The organism is Natronomonas halophila, assembly GCF_013391085.1.
Taxonomy (GTDB): domain Archaea; phylum Halobacteriota; class Halobacteria; order Halobacteriales; family Haloarculaceae; genus Natronomonas; species Natronomonas halophila.
Genome location: NZ_CP058334.1, coordinates 1,358,454 through 1,382,526, shown reverse-complemented (window position 1 = coordinate 1,382,526; position 24,073 = coordinate 1,358,454). Strand labels below are relative to the sequence as shown.

23 protein-coding genes are annotated in these 24,073 nt (G+C 65.7%); 13 read left to right on the top strand and 10 right to left on the bottom strand.

The features are described 5' to 3' along the window. The first annotated feature begins 5 nt into the window (after positions 1–5). The 6 genes from HWV23_RS07545 (at position 6) to HWV23_RS07520 (ending at position 6,812) form a co-directional block, all read left to right on the top strand. Positions 6–1,637 carry an ABC transporter substrate-binding protein gene (locus tag HWV23_RS07545; protein ID WP_178289804.1) on the top strand — a complete coding sequence of 544 codons (1,632 nt, stop codon included), beginning with the start codon at positions 6–8 and terminating at the stop codon, positions 1,635–1,637. A 113-nt stretch (positions 1,638–1,750) separates the two neighbouring features. Then, positions 1,751–2,740, top strand: coding sequence for an ABC transporter permease (locus HWV23_RS07540; protein ID WP_178289803.1), 990 nt, complete (start codon positions 1,751–1,753; stop codon positions 2,738–2,740). Further along, on the top strand, positions 2,740–3,798 hold the full coding sequence (locus HWV23_RS07535; protein WP_178289802.1) for an ABC transporter permease: 1,059 nt from the start codon (positions 2,740–2,742) through the stop codon (positions 3,796–3,798). The genes HWV23_RS07540 and HWV23_RS07535 overlap by 1 nt, the downstream gene beginning before the upstream one ends. A 1-nt stretch (position 3,799) precedes the next feature. Then, entirely contained in the window at positions 3,800–4,963 is a 1,164-nt protein-coding gene (locus HWV23_RS07530; RefSeq protein ID WP_178291625.1) for an ABC transporter ATP-binding protein, read from the top strand. After that, entirely contained in the window at positions 4,956–6,299 is a 1,344-nt protein-coding gene (locus HWV23_RS07525; protein WP_178289801.1) for an ABC transporter ATP-binding protein, read from the top strand. The genes HWV23_RS07530 and HWV23_RS07525 overlap by 8 nt, the downstream gene beginning before the upstream one ends. A 48-nt stretch (positions 6,300–6,347) precedes the next feature. Then, complete coding sequence (locus HWV23_RS07520) at positions 6,348–6,812, top strand: DUF7529 family protein (RefSeq protein WP_178289800.1); 465 nt, start codon at positions 6,348–6,350, stop codon at positions 6,810–6,812. On the opposite strand, the gene HWV23_RS07515 is transcribed toward HWV23_RS07520, so the two are convergent. The 3 genes from HWV23_RS07515 to HWV23_RS07505 are packed head-to-tail and all read right to left on the bottom strand — an operon-like array spanning position 6,809 to position 8,258. Continuing rightward, positions 6,809–7,006, bottom strand: coding sequence for a hypothetical protein (locus HWV23_RS07515; protein ID WP_178289799.1), 198 nt, complete (start codon positions 7,004–7,006; stop codon positions 6,809–6,811). The genes HWV23_RS07520 and HWV23_RS07515 overlap by 4 nt on opposite strands. Next, positions 7,003–7,872: a TIGR01548 family HAD-type hydrolase gene (locus HWV23_RS07510; RefSeq protein WP_178289798.1), complete on the bottom strand. Its 870-nt coding sequence runs from the start codon at positions 7,870–7,872 to the stop codon at positions 7,003–7,005. Before HWV23_RS07510 ends, HWV23_RS07515 begins: the two co-directional genes overlap by 4 nt. Continuing rightward, complete coding sequence (locus tag HWV23_RS07505; RefSeq protein ID WP_178289797.1) at positions 7,869–8,258, bottom strand: UPF0146 family protein; 390 nt, start codon at positions 8,256–8,258, stop codon at positions 7,869–7,871. Before HWV23_RS07505 ends, HWV23_RS07510 begins: the two co-directional genes overlap by 4 nt. A gap of 39 nt (positions 8,259–8,297) precedes the next feature. On the opposite strand from HWV23_RS07505, the gene HWV23_RS07500 reads away from it, so the two are divergent. Next, the gene (locus HWV23_RS07500) at positions 8,298–8,819 is read left to right on the top strand and encodes an archaemetzincin family Zn-dependent metalloprotease (protein WP_178289796.1); all 522 of its coding nucleotides are present in this window, start codon (positions 8,298–8,300) and stop codon (positions 8,817–8,819) included. 224 nt (positions 8,820–9,043) lie between these two features. Here the strand turns inward: HWV23_RS07500 and HWV23_RS07495 are convergent, their stop codons facing one another. Both HWV23_RS07495 and HWV23_RS07490 read right to left on the bottom strand, forming a co-directional pair. Next, positions 9,044–9,469: a hypothetical protein gene (locus HWV23_RS07495; protein ID WP_178289795.1), complete on the bottom strand. Its 426-nt coding sequence runs from the start codon at positions 9,467–9,469 to the stop codon at positions 9,044–9,046. Positions 9,470–9,551: 82 nt separating this feature from the next. Further along, the gene (locus tag HWV23_RS07490) at positions 9,552–10,325 is read right to left on the bottom strand and encodes a PHP domain-containing protein (protein ID WP_246282740.1); all 774 of its coding nucleotides are present in this window, start codon (positions 10,323–10,325) and stop codon (positions 9,552–9,554) included. A 53-nt stretch (positions 10,326–10,378) separates the two neighbouring features. Here HWV23_RS07490 and HWV23_RS07485 point away from each other — a divergent pair, with 53 nt between their 5' ends. Genes HWV23_RS07485 through HWV23_RS07475 form a run of 3 tightly spaced genes read left to right on the top strand, consistent with a single transcriptional unit; the run spans position 10,379 to position 12,419 of the window. Further along, positions 10,379–11,290 carry an ABC transporter substrate-binding protein gene (locus HWV23_RS07485; protein ID WP_178289794.1) on the top strand — a complete coding sequence of 304 codons (912 nt, stop codon included), beginning with the start codon at positions 10,379–10,381 and terminating at the stop codon, positions 11,288–11,290. 1 nt (position 11,291) lies between these two features. Then, positions 11,292–11,711, top strand: a complete 420-nt coding sequence (locus HWV23_RS07480; protein ID WP_178289793.1) for a desampylase — start codon at positions 11,292–11,294, stop codon at positions 11,709–11,711. 60 nt (positions 11,712–11,771) lie between these two features. Continuing rightward, positions 11,772–12,419, top strand: coding sequence for an HVO_2922 family protein (locus tag HWV23_RS07475; RefSeq protein WP_178289792.1), 648 nt, complete (start codon positions 11,772–11,774; stop codon positions 12,417–12,419). Between the two features lie 15 nt (positions 12,420–12,434). On the opposite strand, the gene ubaA is transcribed toward HWV23_RS07475, so the two are convergent. Further along, the gene (gene ubaA, locus HWV23_RS07470) at positions 12,435–13,250 is read right to left on the bottom strand and encodes an SAMP-activating enzyme E1 (RefSeq protein ID WP_178289791.1); all 816 of its coding nucleotides are present in this window, start codon (positions 13,248–13,250) and stop codon (positions 12,435–12,437) included. A 214-nt stretch (positions 13,251–13,464) separates the two neighbouring features. Between ubaA and HWV23_RS07465 the strand changes: the two genes are divergently transcribed. After that, positions 13,465–16,626 carry a S8 family serine peptidase gene (locus tag HWV23_RS07465; protein ID WP_178291623.1) on the top strand — a complete coding sequence of 1,054 codons (3,162 nt, stop codon included), beginning with the start codon at positions 13,465–13,467 and terminating at the stop codon, positions 16,624–16,626. 123 nt (positions 16,627–16,749) lie between these two features. Further along, positions 16,750–18,993 carry a nitric-oxide reductase large subunit gene (locus tag HWV23_RS07460; RefSeq protein WP_178289790.1) on the top strand — a complete coding sequence of 748 codons (2,244 nt, stop codon included), beginning with the start codon at positions 16,750–16,752 and terminating at the stop codon, positions 18,991–18,993. Here the strand turns inward: HWV23_RS07460 and HWV23_RS07455 are convergent. The 3 genes from HWV23_RS07455 to HWV23_RS07445 all read right to left on the bottom strand — a co-directional run bounded on the left by HWV23_RS07455 (position 18,990) and on the right by HWV23_RS07445 (position 21,287). Then, positions 18,990–19,724, bottom strand: coding sequence for a halocyanin domain-containing protein (locus HWV23_RS07455; RefSeq protein WP_178289789.1), 735 nt, complete (start codon positions 19,722–19,724; stop codon positions 18,990–18,992). The two genes, HWV23_RS07460 and HWV23_RS07455, sit on opposite strands and share 4 nt — an antisense overlap. A 72-nt stretch (positions 19,725–19,796) precedes the next feature. Beyond that, entirely contained in the window at positions 19,797–20,195 is a 399-nt protein-coding gene (gene msrB / locus HWV23_RS07450) for a peptide-methionine (R)-S-oxide reductase MsrB (protein ID WP_178289788.1), read from the bottom strand. Positions 20,196–20,234: 39 nt separating this feature from the next. Continuing rightward, complete coding sequence (locus HWV23_RS07445) at positions 20,235–21,287, bottom strand: sensor histidine kinase (protein ID WP_178289787.1); 1,053 nt, start codon at positions 21,285–21,287, stop codon at positions 20,235–20,237. Positions 21,288–21,376: 89 nt separating this feature from the next. On the opposite strand from HWV23_RS07445, the gene HWV23_RS07440 reads away from it, so the two are divergent. After that, positions 21,377–21,556, top strand: a complete 180-nt coding sequence (locus tag HWV23_RS07440) for a hypothetical protein (RefSeq protein WP_178289786.1) — start codon at positions 21,377–21,379, stop codon at positions 21,554–21,556. A gap of 8 nt (positions 21,557–21,564) precedes the next feature. On the opposite strand, the gene HWV23_RS07435 is transcribed toward HWV23_RS07440, so the two are convergent. Further along, complete coding sequence (locus HWV23_RS07435; protein ID WP_178289785.1) at positions 21,565–23,916, bottom strand: amino acid permease; 2,352 nt, start codon at positions 23,914–23,916, stop codon at positions 21,565–21,567. Between the last annotated feature and the right edge of the window lie 157 nt (positions 23,917–24,073).

Sequence of the window (24,073 nt, the reverse complement as noted above, 5' to 3'; positions counted from 1 at the left end):
GGTGTATGTCACGCGACGACGTTGATCGACGAACGTTCCTCCAATACGGCGGCGCTGCCGCGGCGACGGCGGCCAGTGTCGGTCTGGCTGGCTGTGGTGACAGTGGTAACGGCAACGGAAACGGCAATGGCGACGGCGAGACGGATACGCCGACGCCGTCCGGTGCCGAGGCGGAACTGCGGGAGTACGACGGTGAACTCCCAGAGGACCCCACCCGCGAGCAGGTGCTTCAGCACGCCAACGGCGTGTCCAACGAACTCGCGCCGTGGGTCTTCCTCCACCAGCAGTACAGCATCTACGGCGTCAACAACGACCTCGAATGGACCGCCCGCGCCGACGAGGACATCAACGTCAAGGAAATCAGCACCCAGCGCGACGAAATCACGATTACGCAGGGCCAACTCGCGCCCACGCTGGACCCGGTCGGCGACAACAGCACGTCGACCTACAACGTCATCGACCAGGGATACGAGCCGTTCCTCTACCGGGACCGCGACGGCCGCCCTATCGCGCTTATCGTCACCGACTGGGAGCGAACCAGCGAACAGGAGGTCCGCCTGACGATTCGGGACGACGTCACCTTCCACAACGGCGACGGGATGACCGCCGAGGACGTGGCCTACTCCATCAACCGGGCCAACAATCCGGACGTCAGCGACGTCGCGTCGACCATCGGTGACATCAACGAGGCCAGCGAGGTCGACGGCGACGTCGTCCTCGATTTGAACTCGCTCGAACCCGCCATCTTCCGGAACCTGACCGCCTTCGGCCGGGTCGTCGAGAAGAGCTGGGTCAATGACAACGACGGCGAAATCGCTGACGTGATGAACGGCACCGGCCCCTACGAACTCGACGAGTACGTCGACGACACCCGCGTCGCCTACACGCAGTTCGACGACTACTGGGGCGAAACGCCGGACCCGCAATCGGTCACCTTCACGGCGATTCCCGAGAACGGCCCCCGCGTCGACGCGCTCATCGCCGGCGACACCGACCTCATCGTCAACGTCCGGCCCAACGACATTCCGGACGTTCAGGAGGCCGAGGGCGTCCGCTACGAGGACACGCCGTCGACGCGGCTCATCTTCCTCGTGATGAACGACGCCTTCGAGCCGTTCGACAGCCAGGAGTTCCGACAGGCGATGAACTTCGCCGTCGACGTCGAATCCATCATCAACAACATCCTCAACGAGTTCGGCGACCAGACGAGCCAGCCGACGCTGCCGGGCCACAACGGCCACAACCCGGACGTCGACCCCTATCCGCACGACCCCGCTCGGGCGGAGGCGCTCGTCGAGGAAAGCGGCCACGCCGGTGCCGAACTCGAACTGCACGTCCCGCGCGGCCGATATCTCCGGGACGTCGACATCGCCGAGGCCTGTGCCAGCCAGATCGACGAACTGGAGAACGTCTCCTGTGAGGTCAACCGGCGGGAATTCGCCAACCTCGTGAGCGAACTCGTCGCCGAGCAGAGCGAATCGCCCGCCTTCTTCCTCATCGGCTGGGGCAACCCGACGCTGGACGCCAACTACGCGATGGGGCCGTGGTTCACCGAGGGCGCCTTCCAGCACTTCAACAATCAGGAACTGGCCGACCTGCTCGAACAGGCGAACAACATCCCGAGCGGCAGCGAGTAGCGCCACCCTGCGGACGGCCCCCGTTCGGGCCGACGCTTTCGTCCCTGACTAATCAGTCGAATTCGACACAGAGCGGCGGTTTTTTATAGTCTCCCGGCAAGCCTTGCGACAGTATGGGGTTCGCCAAGTTCCTGGCCAAGCGATGCCTTCAGGGGATTCTCGTCATCTGGGGCGTCGTTACGGTCGTGTTCTTTCTGCGGTTCCTGACCCCGGGCGACCCGACCTCGGCCCTCGTCCCGCCGGACGCCGGCCAGGAGGTTCGGGACCGTCTCCGTGAGAACCTCGGGTTGGACGAACCGCTCTACGTCCAGTATTACGACTACCTCACCGACCTCGCGGTCGGCGACTTCGGTCAGTCGATGGCCATCAACCGCGAGGTGAGTTCGCTCATCCTCGCCCGCCTGCCGGCGACCATCGAACTCGCCGTCGCCTCGACTATCGTCGCCATCGTCATCGCCATCCCGCTCGGCGTCATCAGCGCCCGTCGCCGCCACGAACCCGTCGACTACGGCGCGACGCTGTTCTCGCTGTTCGGCATCTCGACGCCGAACTTCTGGCTCGGCGTCATGCTCATCATCTTCGTCGCCGTCCACGTGGATTTCCTGCCGACGACCGGCCGACAGATGGCGTTGTCGACGGCCGCGGCGGCGCTGGTCACCGAAGGGTCGGTCTCCGAACTCGGCCGCTGGGCCGCCCAACTGGTCCTCCCGGCGATTACGCTGGGAACGTACTTCACGGCGCTCATCACGCGGTTGACCCGCAGCGGCATGCTCGAAGAGATAAACAAGGCCTACGTGAAGGCCTGCCGGGCGAAGGGCCTGCCCGAGACGCTCACGCTGTATAAACACGTGCTCCGCAACACGCTCATCCCGATTATCACGGTACTCGGCCTGCAACTGGGGACGCTCATCGGTGGCGCGGTCATCACCGAATCCATCTTCGCGTGGCCCGGCCTCGGCCGATTCCTCATCACGAGTATCAACAACCGCGACTGGACGTCGATTCAGGGCACTATCATCGTCATCGGCGCCGGCTTCGTGGTCATCAACATCGCCGTCGACGCGCTGTATGCGTATCTCGACCCGCGGGTGGTGGCCGACTAATGTTGTCTGACCGCGTCCGTCGGAGCCTCAAACGGGAGTTCAAGACCAGCCGGCTCGCCCAGTTGGGCGTCGCGCTCGTCCTCGTCATCTTCCTCGTCGCGACGTTCGCGCCCTTCCTGACGCTGCACAACCCGACCACGACCAACATCGGGACCGGCGGTGGCGAGGACCGCTCGGAGTTGCCGCCGCTCGGTTTCTCCTATACCCAGGAGCGAGTCACGCCCAGCGGGAGCGAAACGGTCGAAATCGAGGCCCAGACGGAGTACCCCCTCGGGACGAATGCGCTCGGGCAGGACATCTTCTCCCGACTGCTGTACGGCGCCCGGGTGTCGATGCTCGTCGGCATCCTCGGCGCCCTGTTGGCGACGCTCATCGGCGTTCCCTACGGGCTGGCGGCCGGCTACTTCGGCGGTAACGTCGACGATACGCTGATGCGCGGCGCCGACGTGATGTTGGCGTTCCCGTCGCTCGTGCTCGCTATCGCGCTGGTCGGCGTCTTCAGGGAGACGGAGTTCCACACTACGACGATACCGGACCCCTTCGTCTATGCGGCCCGCTCCGACGCCGTGCCGAACGTCCTGCTACCGCGGGCCGACCACGTCGCGAATATGCCCGCGGAGTTTACCTTCCCCGTGACGGTGACCCTCGTCGTCGCCCTGGTGAACTGGGTGTGGTTCGCCCGCGTCGCCCGCGGCGAGGCCATGAGCATCCGCTCGGAGGAGTACATCAAGGCCGCAACGAGTTCCGGCGCGAGCCACCTTCGCATCCTCAAACAGCACGTCCTGCCGAACTCGCTGACGCCGATTATCGTGCTGGCGACGATTCAGGTCGCCGCCATCATCCTGCTGGAGTCGGCGCTTTCCTTCCTCGGGTTCTCGGGGACCGACCTCACGTGGGGCGCCGACATTGCCGACGGCCGCAGCGACCAGCGGTCCTACTGGTGGATCGCCACGATGCCCGGCCTCGCCATCGTGCTGGCGGTCATCGGCGTGAACCTCATCGGCGACTGGCTGCGGGACGCCTTGGACCCCTCCATCGAAGGGGAGGGTGGTGTCTGAGATGGCCGGGCCGAAACTCCGAATCGAGGACCTCTCGACCCGATTCTTCACCGAGGAGGGCCAGATAAACGCCGTCGAATCGGTTTCCTTCGACGTCGAGGAAGGCGAGGTGTTCGGCATCGTCGGCGAGTCCGGGTCGGGCAAGTCGGTGACGGCGCTGTCGATAATCGACCTCGTCGAGTCGCCGGGCCGCATCACCGACGGCGCGGTGTGGTTCCGGTCGCCCGATATCGCCGACCGCGTGGCCGACGAGACGCCGGAAGCGGTCGACGGCGAGATGGTCGATCTCCGGGAACTCGGCGATGCGGAGCGGCGCGCGCTCCGTGGCACCGAGTTCTCGACCATCTTCCAGGACCCGATGAGCAGTTTCAACCCCTCGCTTACCGTCGGCGAGCAGATTTCCGAGGCCGTCGAGGTCCAGCGTCGGGCGACGGCGAACCCGCGGTCGACCCGCTCGCGGACGCAGGGCTACGGTCTGGCGAAGTTCCTCGCCGACAGCGTACTCCCCTCTCGGGATTACGTCAGCGAGGAGGCCCACGCTCGCGCGGTCGAACTGCTGGAGATGGTCGGCATTCCCGACCCCGCCGAACGGGCCGACGAGTACCCACACCAGTTCTCCGGCGGGATGCTCCAGCGGGCGATGATTGCACAGGCACTGGCCGGCGAACCGTCGGTGCTCATCGCCGACGAACCCACGACGGCGCTGGACGTGACGATTCAGGCGCAGGTGCTGGACCTGCTGGACGACCTCCAGGAGGAGACGGGGATGACGACGGTCCTGATTACGCACAACCTCGGCGTCATCGCCCGGATGTGCGACCGCGTCGGCGTGATGTACGCCGGCGAACTCGTCGAGCGGGGCACCCTCGAAGACGTCTTCGACGAGTCGGTCCACCCCTACACCGAGGGCCTGCTCGGGTCGATCCCCGACCTCGACGGCGCGGCGACGCGGCTGAACCCGATTTCGGGGAACGTCCCAAGCCTCGTCGACGAGGAGATGGAAAACCGCTGTTACTTCGCTGACCGCTGTCCGAAGGCGATGGAGGAGTGTCTGGAGAAACCACCCGAATTCGACGTCGAGGAGGGCCACACCACGATGTGCTATCTCGCGGAGAAAGACTACAGCGAGGCCGACGCGCTTCCGGAGGGATACTTCGATGAGTAGCGACCGAACCACCCCGCGCAGCGACCCCCTGCTTCGGGTCCGCAACCTCGAGAAGCACTTCGATATGGGGAACTCGCTGCTCGACCGACTGTTCGGGGAGACGACCGATCCCGTTCGGGCCGTCGACGGCATCAGTTTCGACATTCACGAGGGCGAGACGCTGGGACTGGTCGGCGAATCCGGCTGTGGGAAATCGACGACGGGCGAGACGATTCTCCAGTTGCTCGACCCCACCGACGGCGTCGTCGAATACGATGGCCGGAACATCGTCGACGCCGAGGACCTCTTTGCCTTCCGTCGTCGAACCGGCGTGGTCTTCCAGGACCCCTTCTCCAGTCTCGACCCGCGGATGACCGTCCTCGAATCCATCCGTCAGCCACTGGACATCCACGAGTGGCCCTGGCCCGACAGCGACGTCGACCGGCAGGGCCGCTCCGACGAGGAGTTGCGCCGCGAGCGGGTCGAACACCTGATGGAGCGGGTCGGCCTCTCGGCGGACCAACTGGACCGCTATCCCAACGAGTTCTCCGGCGGCCAGCGCCAGCGCATCGGCATCGCGCGGGCGCTGGCGCTGGACCCCGAGTTCCTCGTGCTGGACGAACCCACAAGCGCCCTCGACGTGAGCGTGCAGGCGCAGGTCCTCAACTTGCTTGCGGACCTTCAGGAGGAGTTCGACCTCACCTACCTCTTCATCAGCCACGACCTTTCTGTCATCCGGCACATCTGCGACCGGGTCGCGGTGATGTATCTCGGCGAAATCGTCGAACTGGCCGACACCGACGAACTGTTCTCGGACCCACAGCATCCCTACACCGAGGCCCTGCTGGAGAGCGTCCCTCGCGCATCCACCGAGGAACAACAGCGGGACGTCGACCCGCTATCGGGCGACGTTCCCTCCCCTCGAAATCCGCCTTCCGGGTGTCGGTTCCGCACCCGGTGTCCGAAGGTCATCCCGCCGGCCGACGTCGACCTCTCACAGCGAGCGTTCCGTGCCGTGATGGACGTCCGCGGGCGCATCGAAAGCCGGGATATCAACCTCGAAGGGGTTCGAGCGGAGGCCGACGGCGACGACAGCGAGGTGGTCGCGTCGGCGCTGGCCGACCGCCTGCTTCCCGACGATATCGACCCGCCCGATGCCGAGCGCGAACACCTCGATGCCGCCTTCGAGTCGCTTGCCGACGGCGACTGGGAGGCGGCCGCCGACCGCCTCGCGGACCGCTATCGGAGCGTCTGTGAGACCCACGCGCCCGACGGCGAGCGGGCGGCCTGTCACCTCAACGGCCTCCCGGCGGACGTCGCCCCCGCCGACGTCGACCGGGTCGAAACCCGGGAGTGACCGCCCGGTGACCCGGGTGTTTTTGCCGTTCGGTGCCCGCTACCCGATATGAACCCGAACACTCCGCCGCCGGTCGTTTCCGAGCGCTGGCAGGAACTGATGGACGACGCCGAGGCGACCGCCGCCGAATACAACGAGCAGGGCTGTCGGACGCTGTTGATACACACCGGCGACGTGACGCCGCTGACCGAGGTTCCGTTCGGTCTGGACGTGCTGGCACCCGGCGACGAGTTCGAGGCGCTGGAATCGCTCGTCGACGAGGCCACCTTCGACACCTCCCACGTCTACCGCAACGAGGAGGGCGGCGCCCGCTTTTTCATCGTCGTCGTCGAGGGCACCGACGCCGACGGCGAGGACGTGGCGGTCGTGGTCCCGGCGTTCCTCGATATCGCCGAATCCGACTCGCTGGAAGAACGCGCGACCGATGCTGGCGTCATGTACACCCACGTCCGCCCGCTTTCGGACGATAGCCGGGTGACCTTCACCCACGAGGACCCCGACCTCTTCTTCTAACGCCAGCCGCGTTCTACGGGTCGGAACGACAGCAAGAAGCGGCCGAAAACGACGGCAAGCGGCAGGGCAGCGAGTGCGCCGAGCGCGAGGAGAGCGACCGTCGAGTCCGGCCGCGCAACGCCGCCGTAGACGAGAACGGAGCCAACACAGCAGGCCACGGCGGCCGCCCACACGAGGGTTCGTTCGAGGCTCATTGGCTATCGAGCAGGTCCGGCAGGTCGTTGACACTGTCGATGATGACGTCGGCCCCGGCCTCGCGGTACTTCCGGCGGCCCTTATCGCCGGTGAGGCCGCCGGTCAGGACCCCGACACCGTAGTATTCGCGGTCGGGGTCGGCCTCGGCGGCGTTGGTCGCCGTGTGGATGTCGTCCAGCGTGTCGCCGACGAAGGCCAGTCGGTCGGCATCGAAGGTATCGGCGAGGTCAAGCAGGGCGTGGGGATGGGGTTTGCCCTCCTCCCAGTCGTCCATCGTGAAGCGATGTTCGTCGGCGATATCGAGGCCGACCCGTTCGAGGGCGATATCGGCTTCGTCGGCGGGCCGGCCGGTGATGACGCCGATGGGCCACGCTTTCAGGGCCTCCCGCGTCTCCGGCGACAGCAGGACGGGTTCGTCGTTGATGAACCCCTCCGTGTCGAGGTCCGGGTCGCCGCCCTCGAGTTCGCGATAGAGGTCGGCCCCGAGGTAGAGTTGCTGGAAGACGTCACGGAGGCGCTCGCGGTCCCACTCGTTGAGGATTTTTTCGCGTCCAGCGGGGTCGAGTTCGTCGGCGATGGCCGTCCGTGCGGCTTCGAGACCGCCGCCGGAGGCCGTAATGAGGCCCGCGTACGTCTCGATGCTCAGGCGGGGTTTCTCCCGGCGCGCGAGGACGTACAGCGCCGCTGCGTAGGTCAACTCCCAGTCGTCGTTGAACCCGCCGGCGTTCTTGAACAGTTGGATGTCGTCCTTGTCGATGGTATCGCCGTAGACGTGTTCGATGGACTCCACGATAGCTCGCCGATAGGAGTCTTCCACGTCGACCAGTACGCCGTCGATATCGAGAATCACCGCGTCTACGTTCATGGTTTGGCTCGGAATACGGTCTGATTGCCCACCGTCTCGGGTGTCGCTTCGACCACGGCGGGGTCCCCACCCAGCGTCGTAAAGAGACAGTCCGCGTCCGCCCCGCGCGCGGCCTCCACGAGCGGCCGCTGGAGTTCGGGCGGACAGTTCAGCGCGTACACCGCGTCGGCACCGCGGTAGAGGCTCCCGGCGGGGTCGGTCACGTCATCCCGGACGAACCGAACGCCCTCGGGGGATTCCCGGTCGTAGATGTCGGTCGCGGTGACCGAACACCCGCGTTCGGCCAGTCCGGCCGCAACGCTCGGGCGGTTCCCCACGCCGACTTCGACCACCTCGTCGTACCGGGCTAGCCGGTCGACGAGTCCCGCGTTCGACTCGGTGTTCACGTCGGGATGTTTATGAACAGCGGTATCTAACGTTTTCCCATGCACGTCGACATCGTGCCGGTCGGCGACATCCCCGCCGTCGTCAAGCGGGAGGCTTCCAGCGCCCTTCGGTCCGTCTACGAGTGTGACGTCACCATCCACGACGGGCGACCCATCCCCGACGGCGCCTACGACCCGGCACGAGAACAGTACCGCGCAGAGGAGTTCATCGAACTCGCCGGCCGCGTCGGAAGCGGCGAGAAGAACATCGCCATCACCGACAACGACCTCTACTACCGGCGACGCAACTACGTCTTCGGGCTGGCCTACCTCTCCGGCAACGGGTCGGTCATCTCGACGTATCGCCTGCAGACCTCCTCGGACGGCGGCTTCTCGAACAAGTCGGCCAGCGACATCTTCTCGGACCGCGTCCGCAAGGAGGTCGTCCACGAAATCGGCCACACCCTCGGCCTCGAACACTGCGACAACTCCCGGTGTGTCATGAACTTCTCGCCGACCGTCCGCGAAGTGGACGTCAAAGAGGAGAACCTCTGTGGGAGCTGTCAGCGGCTCGTTCTCTAGAACGAACTTTTTGCACGGCGAGCCTTCGGCTCGCCGGCAAAAAATTCGATGAAAAAGACACTTCGACCTTCCCTACGGTCAGGCCTCGGTCCCGCGCCTCCCCTCCGGTCGGCGCGGAGAACCGCCTCGGGGGTGTTCTTTGAACTCCCCGCTCGGCGGACGCTTTGACCGTTTATGCTTCGTAACCGCGAAACCCGCCGGTCGTTCTCTCTTTAAATCGTTGGCTACACTCCACACTCACTGCCGCCGAACTCGATATCACCGCCCCCCGGTGAGTGGATATATAAGAAGAAGTTGTTCTCGGAGCCCTCGCGTCGGTTGCAGGTCACCTCGTAGCTCCCGCGGTACTCCTCGCCGTCGAGACGCACTCGGGCGTCGATGACGTCCCCGTTTTTCACCTGCGTCACGCTTTCCAGATACACGCCGGGTGGGTCGTCGCGGTCGGGCCCGTTCGCGGCGATGTCGAACCGGCCGTCGATAAGCGTCTCCTCGGCGTTCTTGTGAAGCGTGAGGTCGGCCGTATACGTCCGTTCCCGCCAGTTGGTGATGCCGAAGTGGAACGCCCCCGGGTCTTCCAGGAGGGACGAACACCCGGCGGTCAACGCGAGACTCCCGCTTCCCACCGTCGTGAGAAACGCCCGTCGGTTCATGTCGATGCCTCGTAGCGGCCGGAAATAAACGCCTGCAAAAGTCAAACGGCGATTGAACCTCCGCCAGTCGCCGTGTCGGGCGTTACAGGTTCAGTTCCGTCGTTTCGAGGCTGTGTGCGGCCGCGAACTTCTCCAGTTCCTCGACGCGTTCGGGAATCTCCTCCGGCGTGTGGCTGTCGGTCCCGAGAACGAATTCAAGGTCGTAGCTGTCGAGAATGTCCATGAAGTCGGGGGCAGGATGGAACTCGCCGTACTCGTCGAGGACGCGCCCGGCGTTTATCTCCAGCAGGGTGCGGGAACTCTCGGCGGCCTCGGCGACACGGTGGAAGTGATCCTCGGTCGCGAAATCCCGGAGGGCGGGGTTGCGTTCCACGAGGTCGACGTGGGCGGCGATATCGAACAGTTCCGACTCGATGAGGGCGACGGCTTCGCCGTAGAACTCGTCGACGAGGGTGGCCTTCTCGTCGTCGCTTTTCTTCGCGAAGTAGGGTTCGACGTGGACGTTCGTCCCGTCGAGGTGGTGGACGCTGCCGATGGCGTACTCGAAGTCGGCCTCATCGAGGAAGTCGGCGATGACGTCGATGTCGCGGGAGTCGAAATCCATCTCGACGCCGTCGTGGACAGTCAGGTCGAACCGCTCGTTCATCGTTTCGATGGCCTCGCGGCGGCGCTCGTAGGTGATATCGAGATTGAATCCCAGTGCCGTCTTGGCGCGGTGCTGCTGGTCGCGCGGCGAGACGTTACAGTGGTCGGCAAAGCCGAGGGCGTTCAGGTCGGCCTCCTCGGCGGCCCGGCACATCGACCACATAAAGCGGCCGTCCGAATACGTCGAGTGGGTGTGGTAATCGACGCGCACGGTCGATGGTCGCGCCGGGTGCCCTTTAATTCGCTGGAGACCAAACACGGCGTATGCGCGTCGTCTCCCTGCTGCCCTCGGCGACCGAAATCGTCTATGCGCTCGGCGTCGAGCCGGTGGCAACCTCTCACGAATGTGACTTCCCGCCCGAGGCGGCCGACCGCCCGAGCGTCGTCGAGTCGCGAATCGACGCCGACGCGACCAGCGGCGACATCGACCAGCAGGTCCAGCAGGCCGAAACCGAGGGCGGCGTCTACGAAATCGACCGCGAGGCGCTGGCCGACGCGGACCCCGACCTCGTCATCTCGCAGGGCATCTGTGAGGTGTGTGCGGTCGATACGGTCGTCGTCGAGGATGCCATCGAGGCGTTGGACCTCGATTGTGAAATCCTGACAACCGACCCCCACAGCCTCGATGACATCTTCGGGGATATCCGTCGCATCGGCGCCGCGCTGGACCGCGAGGAGCGGGCCAGCGACCTCCTCGCGGACCTTCAGGCCCGCGTCGACTCCGTCGCCGAGCGGGCCGAGGAGATGCCGTTCAGCCCGGAGGTAGCTGTTCTCGACTGGATGGACTCCGTAATGGTCGCCGGCCACTGGGTGCCCGAACTGGTCGAGATTGCTGGCGGGACTTACGGCCTCGCGGACCCCGCCGACGCCTCGACGCCACGCGAGTGGGCCGAAATCAGGGAGTACGACCCCGATATCCTCGTCGCCGCGCCCTGTGGCTTCGAACTCGACCAGACGTTCGAGAACCTCGATGACCTGACCGACCGCGAAGGCTGGCAGCAACTCCGAGCGGTCCGGATGAACCGCGCCTACGCGGTCGACGGCCACCACCTCATGAACCGCCCGGGGCCGCGCGTCGTCGACACGCTGGAGGCGCTGGCGGCGCTCATCCAACCGGAGGGCTTCGACGTGCCCGAGGAGTGGATGGCCACCTCGCTGGCGAAACGTCCGGCCTGAGATGTTGGCGTTGCCCGCTGCTCTCCGAGAGGATATCATCGCTCACGCCCGGGAGGGCGCGCCCGAGGAAGTCGTCGGCGTGTTGGCCGGCGCCCGCGGCGACGACCGCTCGACCGTCGGACGGGTTTATACGGCAGAGAACGCCGCGGAGGCGCCCGAAACGCGCTACGAAATCGCGCCGTCTGAGGAACTGGACCTGCTGGAACGCATCGACGACGCGGGCCTCGACGTGGTCGGCTTCTATCATTCCCACCCGCGCGGGCCGACCGGGCCAAGCGAAACGGACGCCCGTCTGGCCGCATGGCCCGGCCACTCCTACGTCATCGTTTCGTTGGCCGGCGACGAGGCCGAACTCGGGAGTTGGCGCTGGACGGGTGAGGCCTTCGAGGCCGAGTCCGTCGAGATAACTGCCGACGAGTGAGTCCGACGGTTCGGTATTCCGACACGCACAGTTAACCGACAGTCGCGCCAATACCATCGTATGTCCGAGGAGACGATTTACGAATCGAAGGGTGTCTGGAGCCGTCGAGCAATCGCGTCGTACTTCCGACGCGTCGCCGACGCACTCGCCGACGGCGACCCCGTTCCCGTCGATGACGAGGGAAGCGTGACCGTCAATCCGCCGGCCGAACCGGAGATGGAAATCGAAGTCGAACGCGAGAACGGCACCGTCAGCCTCGAATTCGAACTCGACTGGCCGGAAGGCGACGGCGCCGTCGACACCGCGGCCGACGCGAGCAAGGCCGCCTTCGAACTCTACGAGGACTCGGCGGGCGAGTATCGCTGGCGGCTCCGCCACCGCAACGGCAACATCATCGCCGATTCCGGCGAGGGCTACTCCTCGAAGGACAACGCCGAAGGCGGCATCGAGAGCGTCAAGGCCAACGCTTCGGGGGCGTTCCTCGACGACCGGACGACCGACGCCGAGGCTCCTTCGGAGGGCGGCAGCAACGCCACCTTCGAACTCTTCGAGGACTCGGCGGGCGAGTATCGCTGGCGACTCCGCCACGACAACGGGAACATCATCGCCGACAGCGGACAGGGCTATTCCTCGAAACAGAAGGCCAAACAGGGACTGCGGAGCGTCCGCCGGAACGCGCCCGGCGCGCCCGTCGAGGAAGCGGAGTAATCCGCCTGTGGCCACCTACTGAATCGCGCAAGTCGATTCGTAGCTCACGTCGTGAATCGACTCGATGCCGCCGTCGCTGCAGACGGGACAGTCGGGTCGTGGTTCGACCTGTATTTCCTCGAAGGTCATGTCCGCGGCGTCGTAGAAGAGCATCCGGCCGTCCAGCGTCTCGCCGTAGCCGAGGACGAGTTTGACGGCTTCGGTCGCCTGAATACAGCCGACGGTGCCCGGGAGAACGCCGAGGACACCCGCCGTCGCACAGTCGGGAACGGTGCCGGGTTCGGGCGCCTCCGGGAAGAGACACCGATAGCAGGGGCCGTCCTCGTTGGCCTCGAAGGTGGTAATCTGACCCTCGAACCGGAGGATGGCGCCGTGGGCGAAGGGCACGCCCGCGAGCGTGCAGGCGTCGTTAACGAGATACCGCGTCGCGAAGTTGTCGGAGCCGTCGACCACCACGTCGTACTCCTCGAGGAACTCGTCGATGTTGCTCGGATCCAGCCGGAGTTCGTGGGTTTCGACGGTCACGTCGGGGTTGAGGTCCGCGACGAATTCGGCGGCTGAGTCGACCTTCGGCCGGCCGACGTCGGCGTCGCCGTGGATGACCTGCCGCTGGAGGTTCGACCGCTCGACGACGTCGTCGTCGACGATGCCGAGGGTGCCGACGCCCGCGGCGGCGAGATACTGGATGATGGGCGAGCCGAGGCCCCCTGCGCCGATACAGAGGACGCGCGAATCGAGGAGTTCCTTCTGGCCCTCCGGCCCCACGTCGTCCATGATGATGTGGCGGGAGTAGCGGTCGAGTTGGTTCGCATCCAGCGAGAGGTCGGTCATACCGACACATAGCGGCTAAACCCATAAATCACCGCTGGATGCGGAGGTGGGTATTTAAATTGCCGGGTGAGGCAACCGGAATAACGGGAGCAACGAAATGGTTTATTTCGGAGTTAAACAGATTCATACGGGTGTTTGAGTGGTTTTCACATCGTGGTTTGGACGGTTTTGTCAGAATCCCTTTTTAGTGATAGTCGGTACGCGACGGTACGTTATGAGTGGACAGCAGAACGACGACGGAACGAACTTCTCTCGGCGGACGTTCATGAAGGCGTCCGGTGCCGTCGCTGGCGCCGGGTTGCTCGGCGCGAACGCCGTCGGCTCGGCGGCAGCCGATATCGGCCCGCTCGACGACCGCCTCCTGAACTGGCGGGTCGCTGAAGCGAAGAAGGTCTGGGAGAAAGGCTACCGGGGCCGCCCGGACCGGACGCTCGGACTGACCGACTCCGGCGTCTCCGCCCGACACCCTGACCTCGGGCCCTGGAACGGCGCTCGACTTTCTCCTGACGGAAACGGGGGACTCGAAGTCCAGAGCGTTGATAAGGTGGAAAAAGAGGTCTCGGTAACCAACCCGGTGACGTTCGATGCGAAGTCCTTCAGCGGCCAGAACGCCGGTGCCGGCGCAGTCGGGTTGACGAACCAGACCGCGACGTTCGAACTTCCGGCTCAGGACCCAGAAGACGACGAGGAAATCGCTGGTCACGGCATCTCCGCGACCCTCTCCTGGAACGCTGACACGCCCGAGGCACAGGTCGCGAGCGTCGAGGCCACCCTCCAGCGGCAGACCGGCGACGGGTACACCAACGTCGCGAGTTTCGGCCCCGACGGCCTGACCGTCGCCAGCAGCAACGAACACGAACTCGAAATCGAAGTTGAGGCCGACGAAACCTACCGCTTCGAGGTCACTACGTGGCGAGGGATCGCCTCCTGGAATATCGACGTCAAATTACAGAAACTCCTCGCTACCGAGGAGACGAAGACCGACACCGTCGTCGAGTTCGACGACTTCGACGGGACGCTGCTTCCGGAGGAGGGGTCCGACTTCACGACGGAAACACCGAAGACCGTCGCCTGGTACAGCGAGACGACGCGTTACGGTGCCTTCGACATCCCGCGCGACCAGAACGGCCACGGGACGCACGTCTCGGGTATCATGACTGCGACCGGCCGCGCCTCGACCATCGACCCCGACCGAACGGAGGTCTACGAGGAGAACGCGACGGTCGTTCCGACGGATTTCCTCGAATACGAGGTCACCGCCCGCGCCGGCACGAGCGTCTTCGCCAGCGCCATCGGTGACGGTGTCGTCGTCGAAATCGTCCACGACGGCGAGACGGTTCACCAGTCGCCCCTCCGATTCGACTCGATGATTGCCGACGCGCCGACCGTCCACGAGGACGGCGAGGCCACCTACACGGTTCGGGTCAAGCCCGCCGAGACGGATGCCGCGGTTCCCATCGCCGAGCAGGCACAGGCCGGGAACCCGCTCATCGGTCGCCTCGAACAGATCGCCGTCGGTGCCTACAAGCACCCCGCGGAGACGACCGGCGACCGGACCACGCTCGACGAGAGCGACGACGAAAACGAGACGACGGTCCACGGCGGCGTCGCACCGAACTTCAGCCTCGCCGGATTTCAGGGCCTCAGCGGCCCCGCCGAGGACCTCGGCGGCTTCGCCGAGGAGGCCGCGGACCTGCTCAACATGCGCGCGGTCAACATGTCGTGGGGGCCGCTGCTCGGCGCGCCGGTGAGCGCTTTCGGCGCGATGCCGAGCACGGCACCGGCGATTCGGAGCATGGCCGACGCCGGCATCCTCACCGTCGCTGCGGCCGGTAACTCCTGGACGCCGGCCAACGGCAACGGGGAGCCGGCGGCGGTCGGCGAGGCGATATCGGTCGTCGCGACCGACCCCTTCGACGGTATCACCGGCTACTCCTCGGGCGGTATCGGCCAACTCAACGAGAACCAGGACGGCTTTGACTTCAAGCCGGACGTGACGGCGCCGGGCGGCGACATCAAGCCCGACGCCTTCGCGACCATCGTTCTCGGCCTCCCCGGTGCGCTCGCGCCGGTCGACGTGCCCGGCGTCGGCACGCCGACGCCCGACAACGTCGAGTTGGTGCGAGCGACCGCCAACCCCGCCCCCGACGCCGACGTCACGCCGGTCGGCGACGCGGACAGCAACGACCTCGACGTCCCGCGCGACCACCGTTCTATCGGCGGCACGTCGATGGCCTCACCGTACGTCTGCGGCGTTGCCGGTCTGGTCGCACAGGCGATGGAGGAGGACGCGCCCGACACCATCGCACTGCCCGAACCCGGTTCCGAGGAGATGGGACACGAGGAGACCATGCGTCTCAAGCAGGCGATACTCTCGACGGCGTCGACGACGGCCTTTACCGCCGCACCGTACCACAACGCCCAACTGGTGCCGAGTCCGGCGACCTACACCCACGGCGAACGCGACCCCTACGAGGGGTACGGCCGGGTCAATCCCGACGCCGCCGTCGACGCGGTCACTCGCGACCTGCTCGACACGGATATCAGCCTCGGCGGCGATACCGAGAGCGTCACCCACGAGGAGACGGTCGGCCTCGACGTGCCCTTCGACTCCCGAGCGGTCGCCGGATACGTGCAGGTTCCGGGCGGCGAACTGACCGCTTCCGTCGAGTTCGATTCCTACGGCGGTGGCAACGCCGGTATGGCGGCTGAGGACCCTCATATCGACCTGTTCGTCTATGACGCCGAGAACCCGACCGACGTCGGCGAACCCACCATCCTCAACAGCGCCGTCGGAGCCAACGGGACCGCCGAGGTGTCGGTCAGCATCGACCGCGGTACCGAAGACGAACCCACCGAGGACCGGACGCTGTTCGTCGTCGCGAAACTCGTCAACGTCCCCGGCGTCGTCAACGGGTTCGACGTGCAGGCCGACTTCGAACTTGGCGTCGAATTCACGCCCGCCGACGAGTTCCCGCAACCGACGTTTAGTGCTAGCGGGACCCGTCAGGTCGACAGCAGCGTCGTGAGCGGTAATCAGGCCAACCGGGTCAAGATTACCGTCTCGGACCTCGACGACGACGCGGTTATTCGCGACCAGTTCCCGTCCGAGTGGCGCCTCCTGCCGTTCGGCGAGGGCGAGGAAGTTGCTGACGGTGTCGTTGAGTTCCGCGAGGTTGACGATACTGAAGTCGAGGGCGACAACAACGAAGTCACCTTCACGTACTTCGTCGAGTCGCCCAGCGGTGTCGAGAACTCCAACGTCACGAACTACGGCCCCGCTATCGCCGATATCGTCGACGACGAGGAGTACGCTGGCGAGGAAGCCCAATTCGCCGGTCAGGACGACGTTATCCTCGTCGGCGCCGACGTCTAACGCCTTCGCTGTCCACTCGCCGGGCAGTCGACCCCAACTGTCCGTTCGCTGTTTGCGGTTTCTTTTCGCGCCCCGGAATCCTGACGGCCAGCCTATAAGTCCGCGGCGGACACAGCGACGGCCATGGAACTCCGGCGGGCGACGCTGGCGAAGGCGATGGCCGTCGTGTTCGTCGTCAACCTCGTCGTGATGAGTGCCGGCGCGCTTCACGCCTACGAGAACGCGGCGCCGGTCCCCGAGGAAATCGAGGGACCGGAGGGGCCGGTCGTTACTGATGCCGAGATTCAGGCGGGCAAGGCCGTCTTCCAGCGCAACGGCCTGATGAACCACGGTTCGATTCTCGGCAACGGCGCCTACTTCGGCGTGGATTTCACCGCCGACGCGCTCTCGCTGAAGGTCGAATTCATGCGCGCGTTCTACGCCGACCGCGAGTACGGGGCGGCGTATGCAGACCTCTCAGCCGGCGAGCAAGCGACCATCGACGAGCGGGTGCGGGCCGACCTCGATACCCGGTCGTACTCGGCCGCTGAGGTCCACGCCCACGAGCAGGTTCGGGCGACCTACGTCGCCCGGTATCACGAGGGCAGTGAGCGCCGCGGCGTGCCCGAAGGGACGATACCGACCGCCGAGGCCGCCGAGCGGTTCGCCGATTTCGCGCTGTGGACGGCGTGGATTTCACACACCGACCGGGCGGGCGCCGACGGCAGTTACACCAACGACTGGCCCTACGACCCGGCGGCGGGCAACGAACCGACAGGCACCACCTTCACCTGGAGCGTCGTCAGCGTCTTCCTGCTCGTCGCGGCCCTCGGTGCCGGCGTCGCGCTGTATCGGTCGGTCGAACTCCCGGAAGTCGACTCTGGCACGGCCGCGGGCGCGCCACCACCCGGCGACGTCGACGTGACACCGAGCCAACTCGCGGCCCTAAAATACGTCCTCGTCGCGGCGGGGCTCTTCGCCGCCCAGACGTTCCTCGGCGCGCTCATCTCCCACTACTACGTCGAGCGGGCGGGCTTTTTCGGCCTCGCGGAGGCGACCGGCATCGACCTCTTCGAGTGGCTCCCCTTCCTGCTCGCTCGAACGTGGCACATCGACCTCGCAATCATGTGGATTACGACGCTATGGCTCGGTGCGGGCCTCTTCCTCGCGCCGCTTCTAACGGGCTACGAGCCGCCGAAACAGGGTCGATACGTGACGGGGTTGCTCGGCGGCCTCGTTGCCGTCGTCGTTGGCGGATTGGCGGGCATCTGGCTGGGCTCACACGGCTTCATCGACAACTGGTGGCTGCTCGGCAACGAGGGCCTCGAATATCTGGAGGTCGGCCGCCTCTGGCAGGTCGCCCTGCTGGGGGCGATGGTCGGGTGGCTCCTGCTCGTGGCGCGTGGCTTCCGGCCCCTGCTCGAACGCGAGGAACGGTTCGGCCTCGCGCACCTGACGCTGTTCGCGGGCGGCTCAATCGGCCTGCTGTTCGTCGCCGGAATGCTCTACACGCCCGAAACGAGCATGGTGATGACGGAGTTCTGGCGCTGGTGGGTCGTCCACATGTGGGTCGAGGGCGCCTTCGAGTTCTTCGTCGTCGCCGTCATCGCCGTGCTCTTCGTCTCGATGGGGCTGCTTTCCCGGGAGTCAGCCGAAAAGGCCGTCGCCTTTCAGGCGCTGTTCGTGATGGGCGCCGCCGTCGTCGGCGTCGGCCACCACTACTGGTGGACCGGCCACGCGGAGGTGTGGCTGCCGCTGGGGACGGTCTTCTCGACGCTGGAGTTCATCCCGCTCGTGTTCGTCCTCTTCGAGGCCGTCAATCGCTACCGGGAACTCGTCGCCACCGACGGCTTCGCCTACCGACTTCCCTTCTGCTTCGTCGTCGCCTCCGGCTTCTGGAACTTCGTCGGCGCCGGCGCGATGGGGATGTTCATCAATCTCCCCGTCATCAACTACTTCCAGCACGGCACCTACCTCACCGTCGCTCACGCGCATGCGGCCACCTTCGGCGCTTTCGGCCTGCTGGCGCTGGGACTGGCCGTCTACGCCCTGCAGGTGACGACCCGGCCCGAAAAGTGGTGGCCGGAACCGTTCAGGGCGGCCTTCTGGCTGTGGAACGCCGGCCTCGCGGTGATGGTCTTCGTCTCGCTGACGCCGCTGGGCTTTCTGCAACTGGAGCGGTCCTTCACCGAGGGGTACGCCGCCGCCCGCTCGATTGCCTTTTACGAGGAGTCGCTCGTCCAGACGCTGCTGTGGGCGCGCGTGCCGGGCGATACGCTCGTCATACTTGGCGCAGTGGTCTTCCTCGGCGGCGCGATACGGGCCTACCGCTACCGCCGGGAGGCAAGCGAGGACGCCCCCGAGAAACTCTCGGAACGTCTCGATTAGACCTGCTCGTCCTGCATGTTCCGGTACATCAGGAAGATGAGGCCGAACGGTGAGAGGAAGGCGATGACGCCCGCGAGACCGTAGAGCGCGATGATGTCGCTGTCGACGCGCAGCGCCGGGGGTTGCTCCTCGCTGCCGCCGCCGGATTCGCCGCCGTCGGAGCCCTCGCCGCCCTCGGACCCGCCGTTTTCGCCGCCCTCGCTTCCACCGTCGCTGCCGCCGTCCTCGGGGCCGCCGACGACGGTTTCGCCCTCGGTGATGTCGGGGGTACCCTCGCCGTTTCCGACGGCGACGGCGCCTTTCATCCCCTGGCCACGGTGCGGTTCACAGACGTACGTCGAGATGCCGTCGCTCTCGAAGGTAACTTCGTAGGTGGTGCCGACCTCGCCGGTGAGTTCGCTGGCGTACCGCTCGCCGGTTTCCTTCTCGGCGACGTTGTGGAAGCCCTGCTCCCACTCCCAGACGACGGTGGTGCCGGGGTCGACGTGAATCGCCGGCGGGGCGAAAAGCAGGTCGCCGCCGGGGCCGACGGTGACGACGACTTCGTCCTGACCGGTCATGTCGACAGTGCCCTCGAAGTTCGGGACGTTGTCGAACCAACCGCCGTAGTCGAACTCCTCCTGTGCGTAGGCCGTCGATGCCGCGGAGGACGCCGCGACCGCTGCTGCCGCGCCCGCGCCGGCGCGGAACAGGCCGCGACGGCTCAGACCGGACGAGTCATTGGAACTCATTGTCGGAGTTTGCGCGGCGACTTATATCAGGATTGCCACTTCGTCCCGAAGGCTGGGACCCACCGATAGCCGTCATTCCTCGTCGAAATCCAGCGCGACGGAGTTCATGCAGAACCGCTTGCCCGTCGGCTCCGGGCCGTCATCGAAGACGTGGCCGAGGTGGCCGCCACACTCCGCACAGACGACTTCGGTCCGGACCATGCCGTGGCTGCGGTCCTCGCGCAACTCGACGGCGCCGTCGTTGGCGTCGTAGAAGGACGGCCACCCGGAGTTGGTGTCGTATTTCGTCTCCGAATCGAACAGTTCGGCGCCACACCCGGCACAGCGATAGATGCCGTCGTCGCCCTTGCCGAGATAGTCGCCGGAGAACTTCGGTTCGGTGCCCTGCTCGCGGAGCACCTCGTACTCCTCGTCGGTCAGCACTTCGCGCCACTCCTCGTCGGTTTCGGGAATCTCGTTGGTATCGGCCATACACCCACTTGGGGCGCCATCCGTTTGCCCGTTGCGGCGCTACTGGCCGTCGACGCTCGGCTCTCCGTTCGCGTTTCGCGGCAGTTCGGGACGGGTCGTGATGACGAATCGGGCACCGCCGTCGTCGGCGCTCTCGGCGCTTACTTCCCAGCCGTGGGCCCGAACGATGGTCCGGACGATGGCGAGTCCGATGCCCGTCCCGTCGCTGCCCGTGTAGCCGAACTCGAAGATTCTCTCGCGGTCCTCCGGCGGGATGCCGGGGCCGTCGTCCTCGACGTAGAAGCCGTCCTCGGTGGTGCCGACGCGTATGGTGACGTCGATGCCGCCGTGTTCCACTGAATTTCGAAAGAGGTTCTCGAAGACGTTTTCGAGGAGGCTCGGGACGCATCGAAGCGTCATCGAATCCTCGACGATGAGGGTCGCTTGCTGCGTTCGGACGTTGTCCCACGCCGATTCGGCGAGGGCCTTCAGGTCGGCTTCGGTTCGCTCGTCGAGTTCGCGGCCGGCCCTGACGAACGTCAGCGCGTCCTCGATTATCTCCTCCATCCGGTCGAGGGCGTTCCGGAGTTCCTCGAGGGCCCGCTCGTCGTGTTCGTCTTCGTCTTCGAGGATTTCGGTCCACCCGGACGCCACCGACAGCGGGTTCCGAAGGTCGTGGCTGAGAATGCTCGCCAGCGTCTCTAGCTCTTGATTCCGACGCTGGACGGTCAACTCCGAGACTTTTCGGCTCGTAATGTTCAGGTGTGCGACAAGTGCGGCAGCATCCGAGAGGTCGATGCGGCCGGCATACATGAGGAACCAGCGTTTTTCCTCCGGGGAGTGACAGGGGTACTCCAGTCGGAACGATCCGCGCTCGCCGTCGAGGACGGCCCGGATACCGGACGCTGCCGTCCGTGCGAAGGGGTCGTCCTCGGCGGTTTCGCAGACGCTGAGATAGTTCTGGCCGATAGAATCTGGCGGGCCTTCCAGCCCGTTGAACTGTCCGAACTCCGTCCACGCCTCGTTGGTCGCGAGGATGTCGCCATCGGCATCGAGCAAGGCGACACTGAAGTCGAACCCGTCGAGGAGGCGTTCGAGAGCAGCATCGGCCATCGTACTAACTGGTGTTGGTATTCTGAGAGAAAGTACTTTCGCCCGGCCATCGCCGCAAGGACAAAGTTGGCTCCCACGAAGACTCGTGTATGCGCGATGAATCCGACATCCGCGAGCGCATCGCGGAACTCGAATCCCAGTACGACGACTACGACCCGCCGTCCTCGGAGTTCGAGGACACCGCCGAGGTGGCCATCCTCCGGGCCATCGAGGAACTCGAATGGGTCCTCGAAGAGTACGACGAATCGGCCGGCTTCACGACGTCGTAGCGGCCTTTTTATTCGTCGTCGGTTCTGGGCGTGTCCTCCGGGTTACAGAGGTCCGGCGTTTTCGGCTCGGTGGTCACGCCCGTCGCCGCGGTGTCCGTCGACCGGTCGCTGCTGCCGAAGAGCCGGTCGTAGAGGCCCCGTTTGTGCGCCCGTTCGGTCAGCAGCACCGAACAGTCGACGTCGTAGAGCACTTCGAGGACGAGCGAACCGCGAACCAGCCGCGAGAGCAGGCCCGTCTCGGTTGCCCCGATGACGAGCATCGTCGCGTCCTCGGCCGCCCGGGCGATGTTCGCCTCGACGTCGCCGGTCTCCACCAGCAGTTCGGCGTCCGAGAGGCCGTGTTCGTCGGCCCACTCGGTGAGGAACTCTTGGCCGAGTTCCTCGTCGTCGGTGACGTGCAGCAGCGTCACCTCGGCGTCGAATTCGGCCTGCAGGACGCGCGCGACGCCCGCAGAGAGGTCCGAGGCCGGGCCGCCGGCGGTCGGCACGAGGATCCGCGAGGCGTCGAAGCCGCGGTCCTTGAAGACGAGGAAGTCACAGGGTAGCGACTTGGCGAGTTCGTCGATGGCCGACTCCGCGCGGCCGGGTGCGCCGTGGGAGTCCTCGCCCCATCCCATCACGGTCACGTCGGCGCCGTAGGTGCGGGCGGCGTCGAAGACCTCCTCGAAGGTCCGGTGGGAGAGGACGACGTGGGTCTCGACGTTGACGCCGAACGTTTCGGCGTCGGACTGGGCCTGCTCCAGCAGGTCGTGGGCGGCATTGTGGGCGCCGCGTTCGCGGGCCGCCTCCAGGGAGGTCTGGTCGGGGACGTTGGCGATGTTGACCGCGACGACCGTCCCGTCGTACTGGTGGGCGATGGCCGAGGCGAGCGTGATGAGATGCTTTTCGGTCGCCGGGTTCGCCAGCGGCACCATCACGCGGTAATCGTCGCCCTCGGGACGAACCGAGGTGGCCGCCGAAACGGCCGTCTCGGGCAGTTCATCCGAACGGCTGAGAATCCACTCCGCCAGAACGCCCGCGTTCTCGACCTTCCGGCGGGCGTACAGGAAGTACCACAGCGCCGCAAAGAGTGTCAGTCCGCCCGAAAGCAGGATGACAAGCGGCTCGATGTAGATGATGAGCGCGAAGGAGGTTATCGCGCCGATAATGGGGACGAAGGGATACAACGGCACCGTGAAGTCGGGGTCATAGCCCGGCGGTTCGGCCTCGCGCATGACGATAAGCGCGAGGTTCAGCAGGCCGTAGACGATGAGGTGGAGGACGGACCCGGCCGTCGCCAGCAGTTCGAGGTTCCCGAGCAGCAGGAACACGAGGATGAGCGCGCCGGTGACCGCGATGGACCGGTAGGGCGTCCCGAACCGCGGGTGAATCTCGTTGAGGTTCGGCGTGATGATTTTCTCTCGACCCATCGCGAAGTTGATGCGCGACGACGAGAGGATGGAGGCGTTCGCCGAGGACGCGGTCGCCAGCAGGCCGCCGAACAGCAGCAGCCCCCACCCGAGGAGGCTCAAGTCGAAGCCGAAAATCGAATACTGACCGAACAGCAGGCTGGCGGCGTCGACGACGGCGGTATCGTTGCCGGCGACGAGTTCGTTCGGCACCGCGGCCAGCAGAACGACGAGGAACAGCGCGTAGACGACGGTCACCAGCAGAACCGAGCCGATGACGGCCCGCGGCAGGTTCCGGCCGGGGTCTTTGATTTCCTCGGCGACGGACGTAATCTGGACGAACCCGAGATAGGAGACGAAGACGATGGCGGTGACCGGAAGCACGTCGCCCACGGCGCCGGGCGGTGCGAACGGCGTCAGCGAGTCGAGATTGGCGTTCAGCAGGCCGACGAAGGTGAATATCCCGAGGATGCCGAGCAGCATGAGGACGATGACTATCTGGAGGCCGCCCGTCTCCTTGGCGCCGACGTAGTTGACGGCGATGAAGAACAGCGCGCCGATGAGGCCGATTATCTGGGCCGCTTCCAGCGAGAGTGGTCCCAACGCGACTGCTGGTGCGCCGACGAGCGTATTGACGTACTCGCCGAGGCCGTACATGTAGAACGCGGAGGCGAAGGCCAGTCCGAGCCAGTTGGCCCAGCCGCTAATCGACCCGAACAGCGGGCCGAGCGCCTCGTTGATGTAGAAGTACGCGCCGCCGGATTTCGGCATCGCGGTGCCGAGTTCCGATGCGGACAGCGCGGTAAAGAGGGCGATGACGCCGCCAAGGACGAACGTGACGGCGGCCAGCGGGCCGACCCGGAGGACGGCGGTGCCGGGCAACACGAAGATGCCGGCACCGATCATCGTCCCGACGCCGATGGTCAGCGCCGCGAGAGGGCCGAGGTCCTTGGCGAGTTCCTCGTCGCTCATCGGACCCGAAGGCGACACCGACCGTCGGTCGACTCACGTACATGCGTCTGTGGTCCGAGAGGTGACATACCGCCTCTTTGCGCGGCCTCCATTTTATATCCGCGCATCTCCGTCGCCGACCGAGAGACTATCACGTGGACCCCCCGCGATAGTTCGT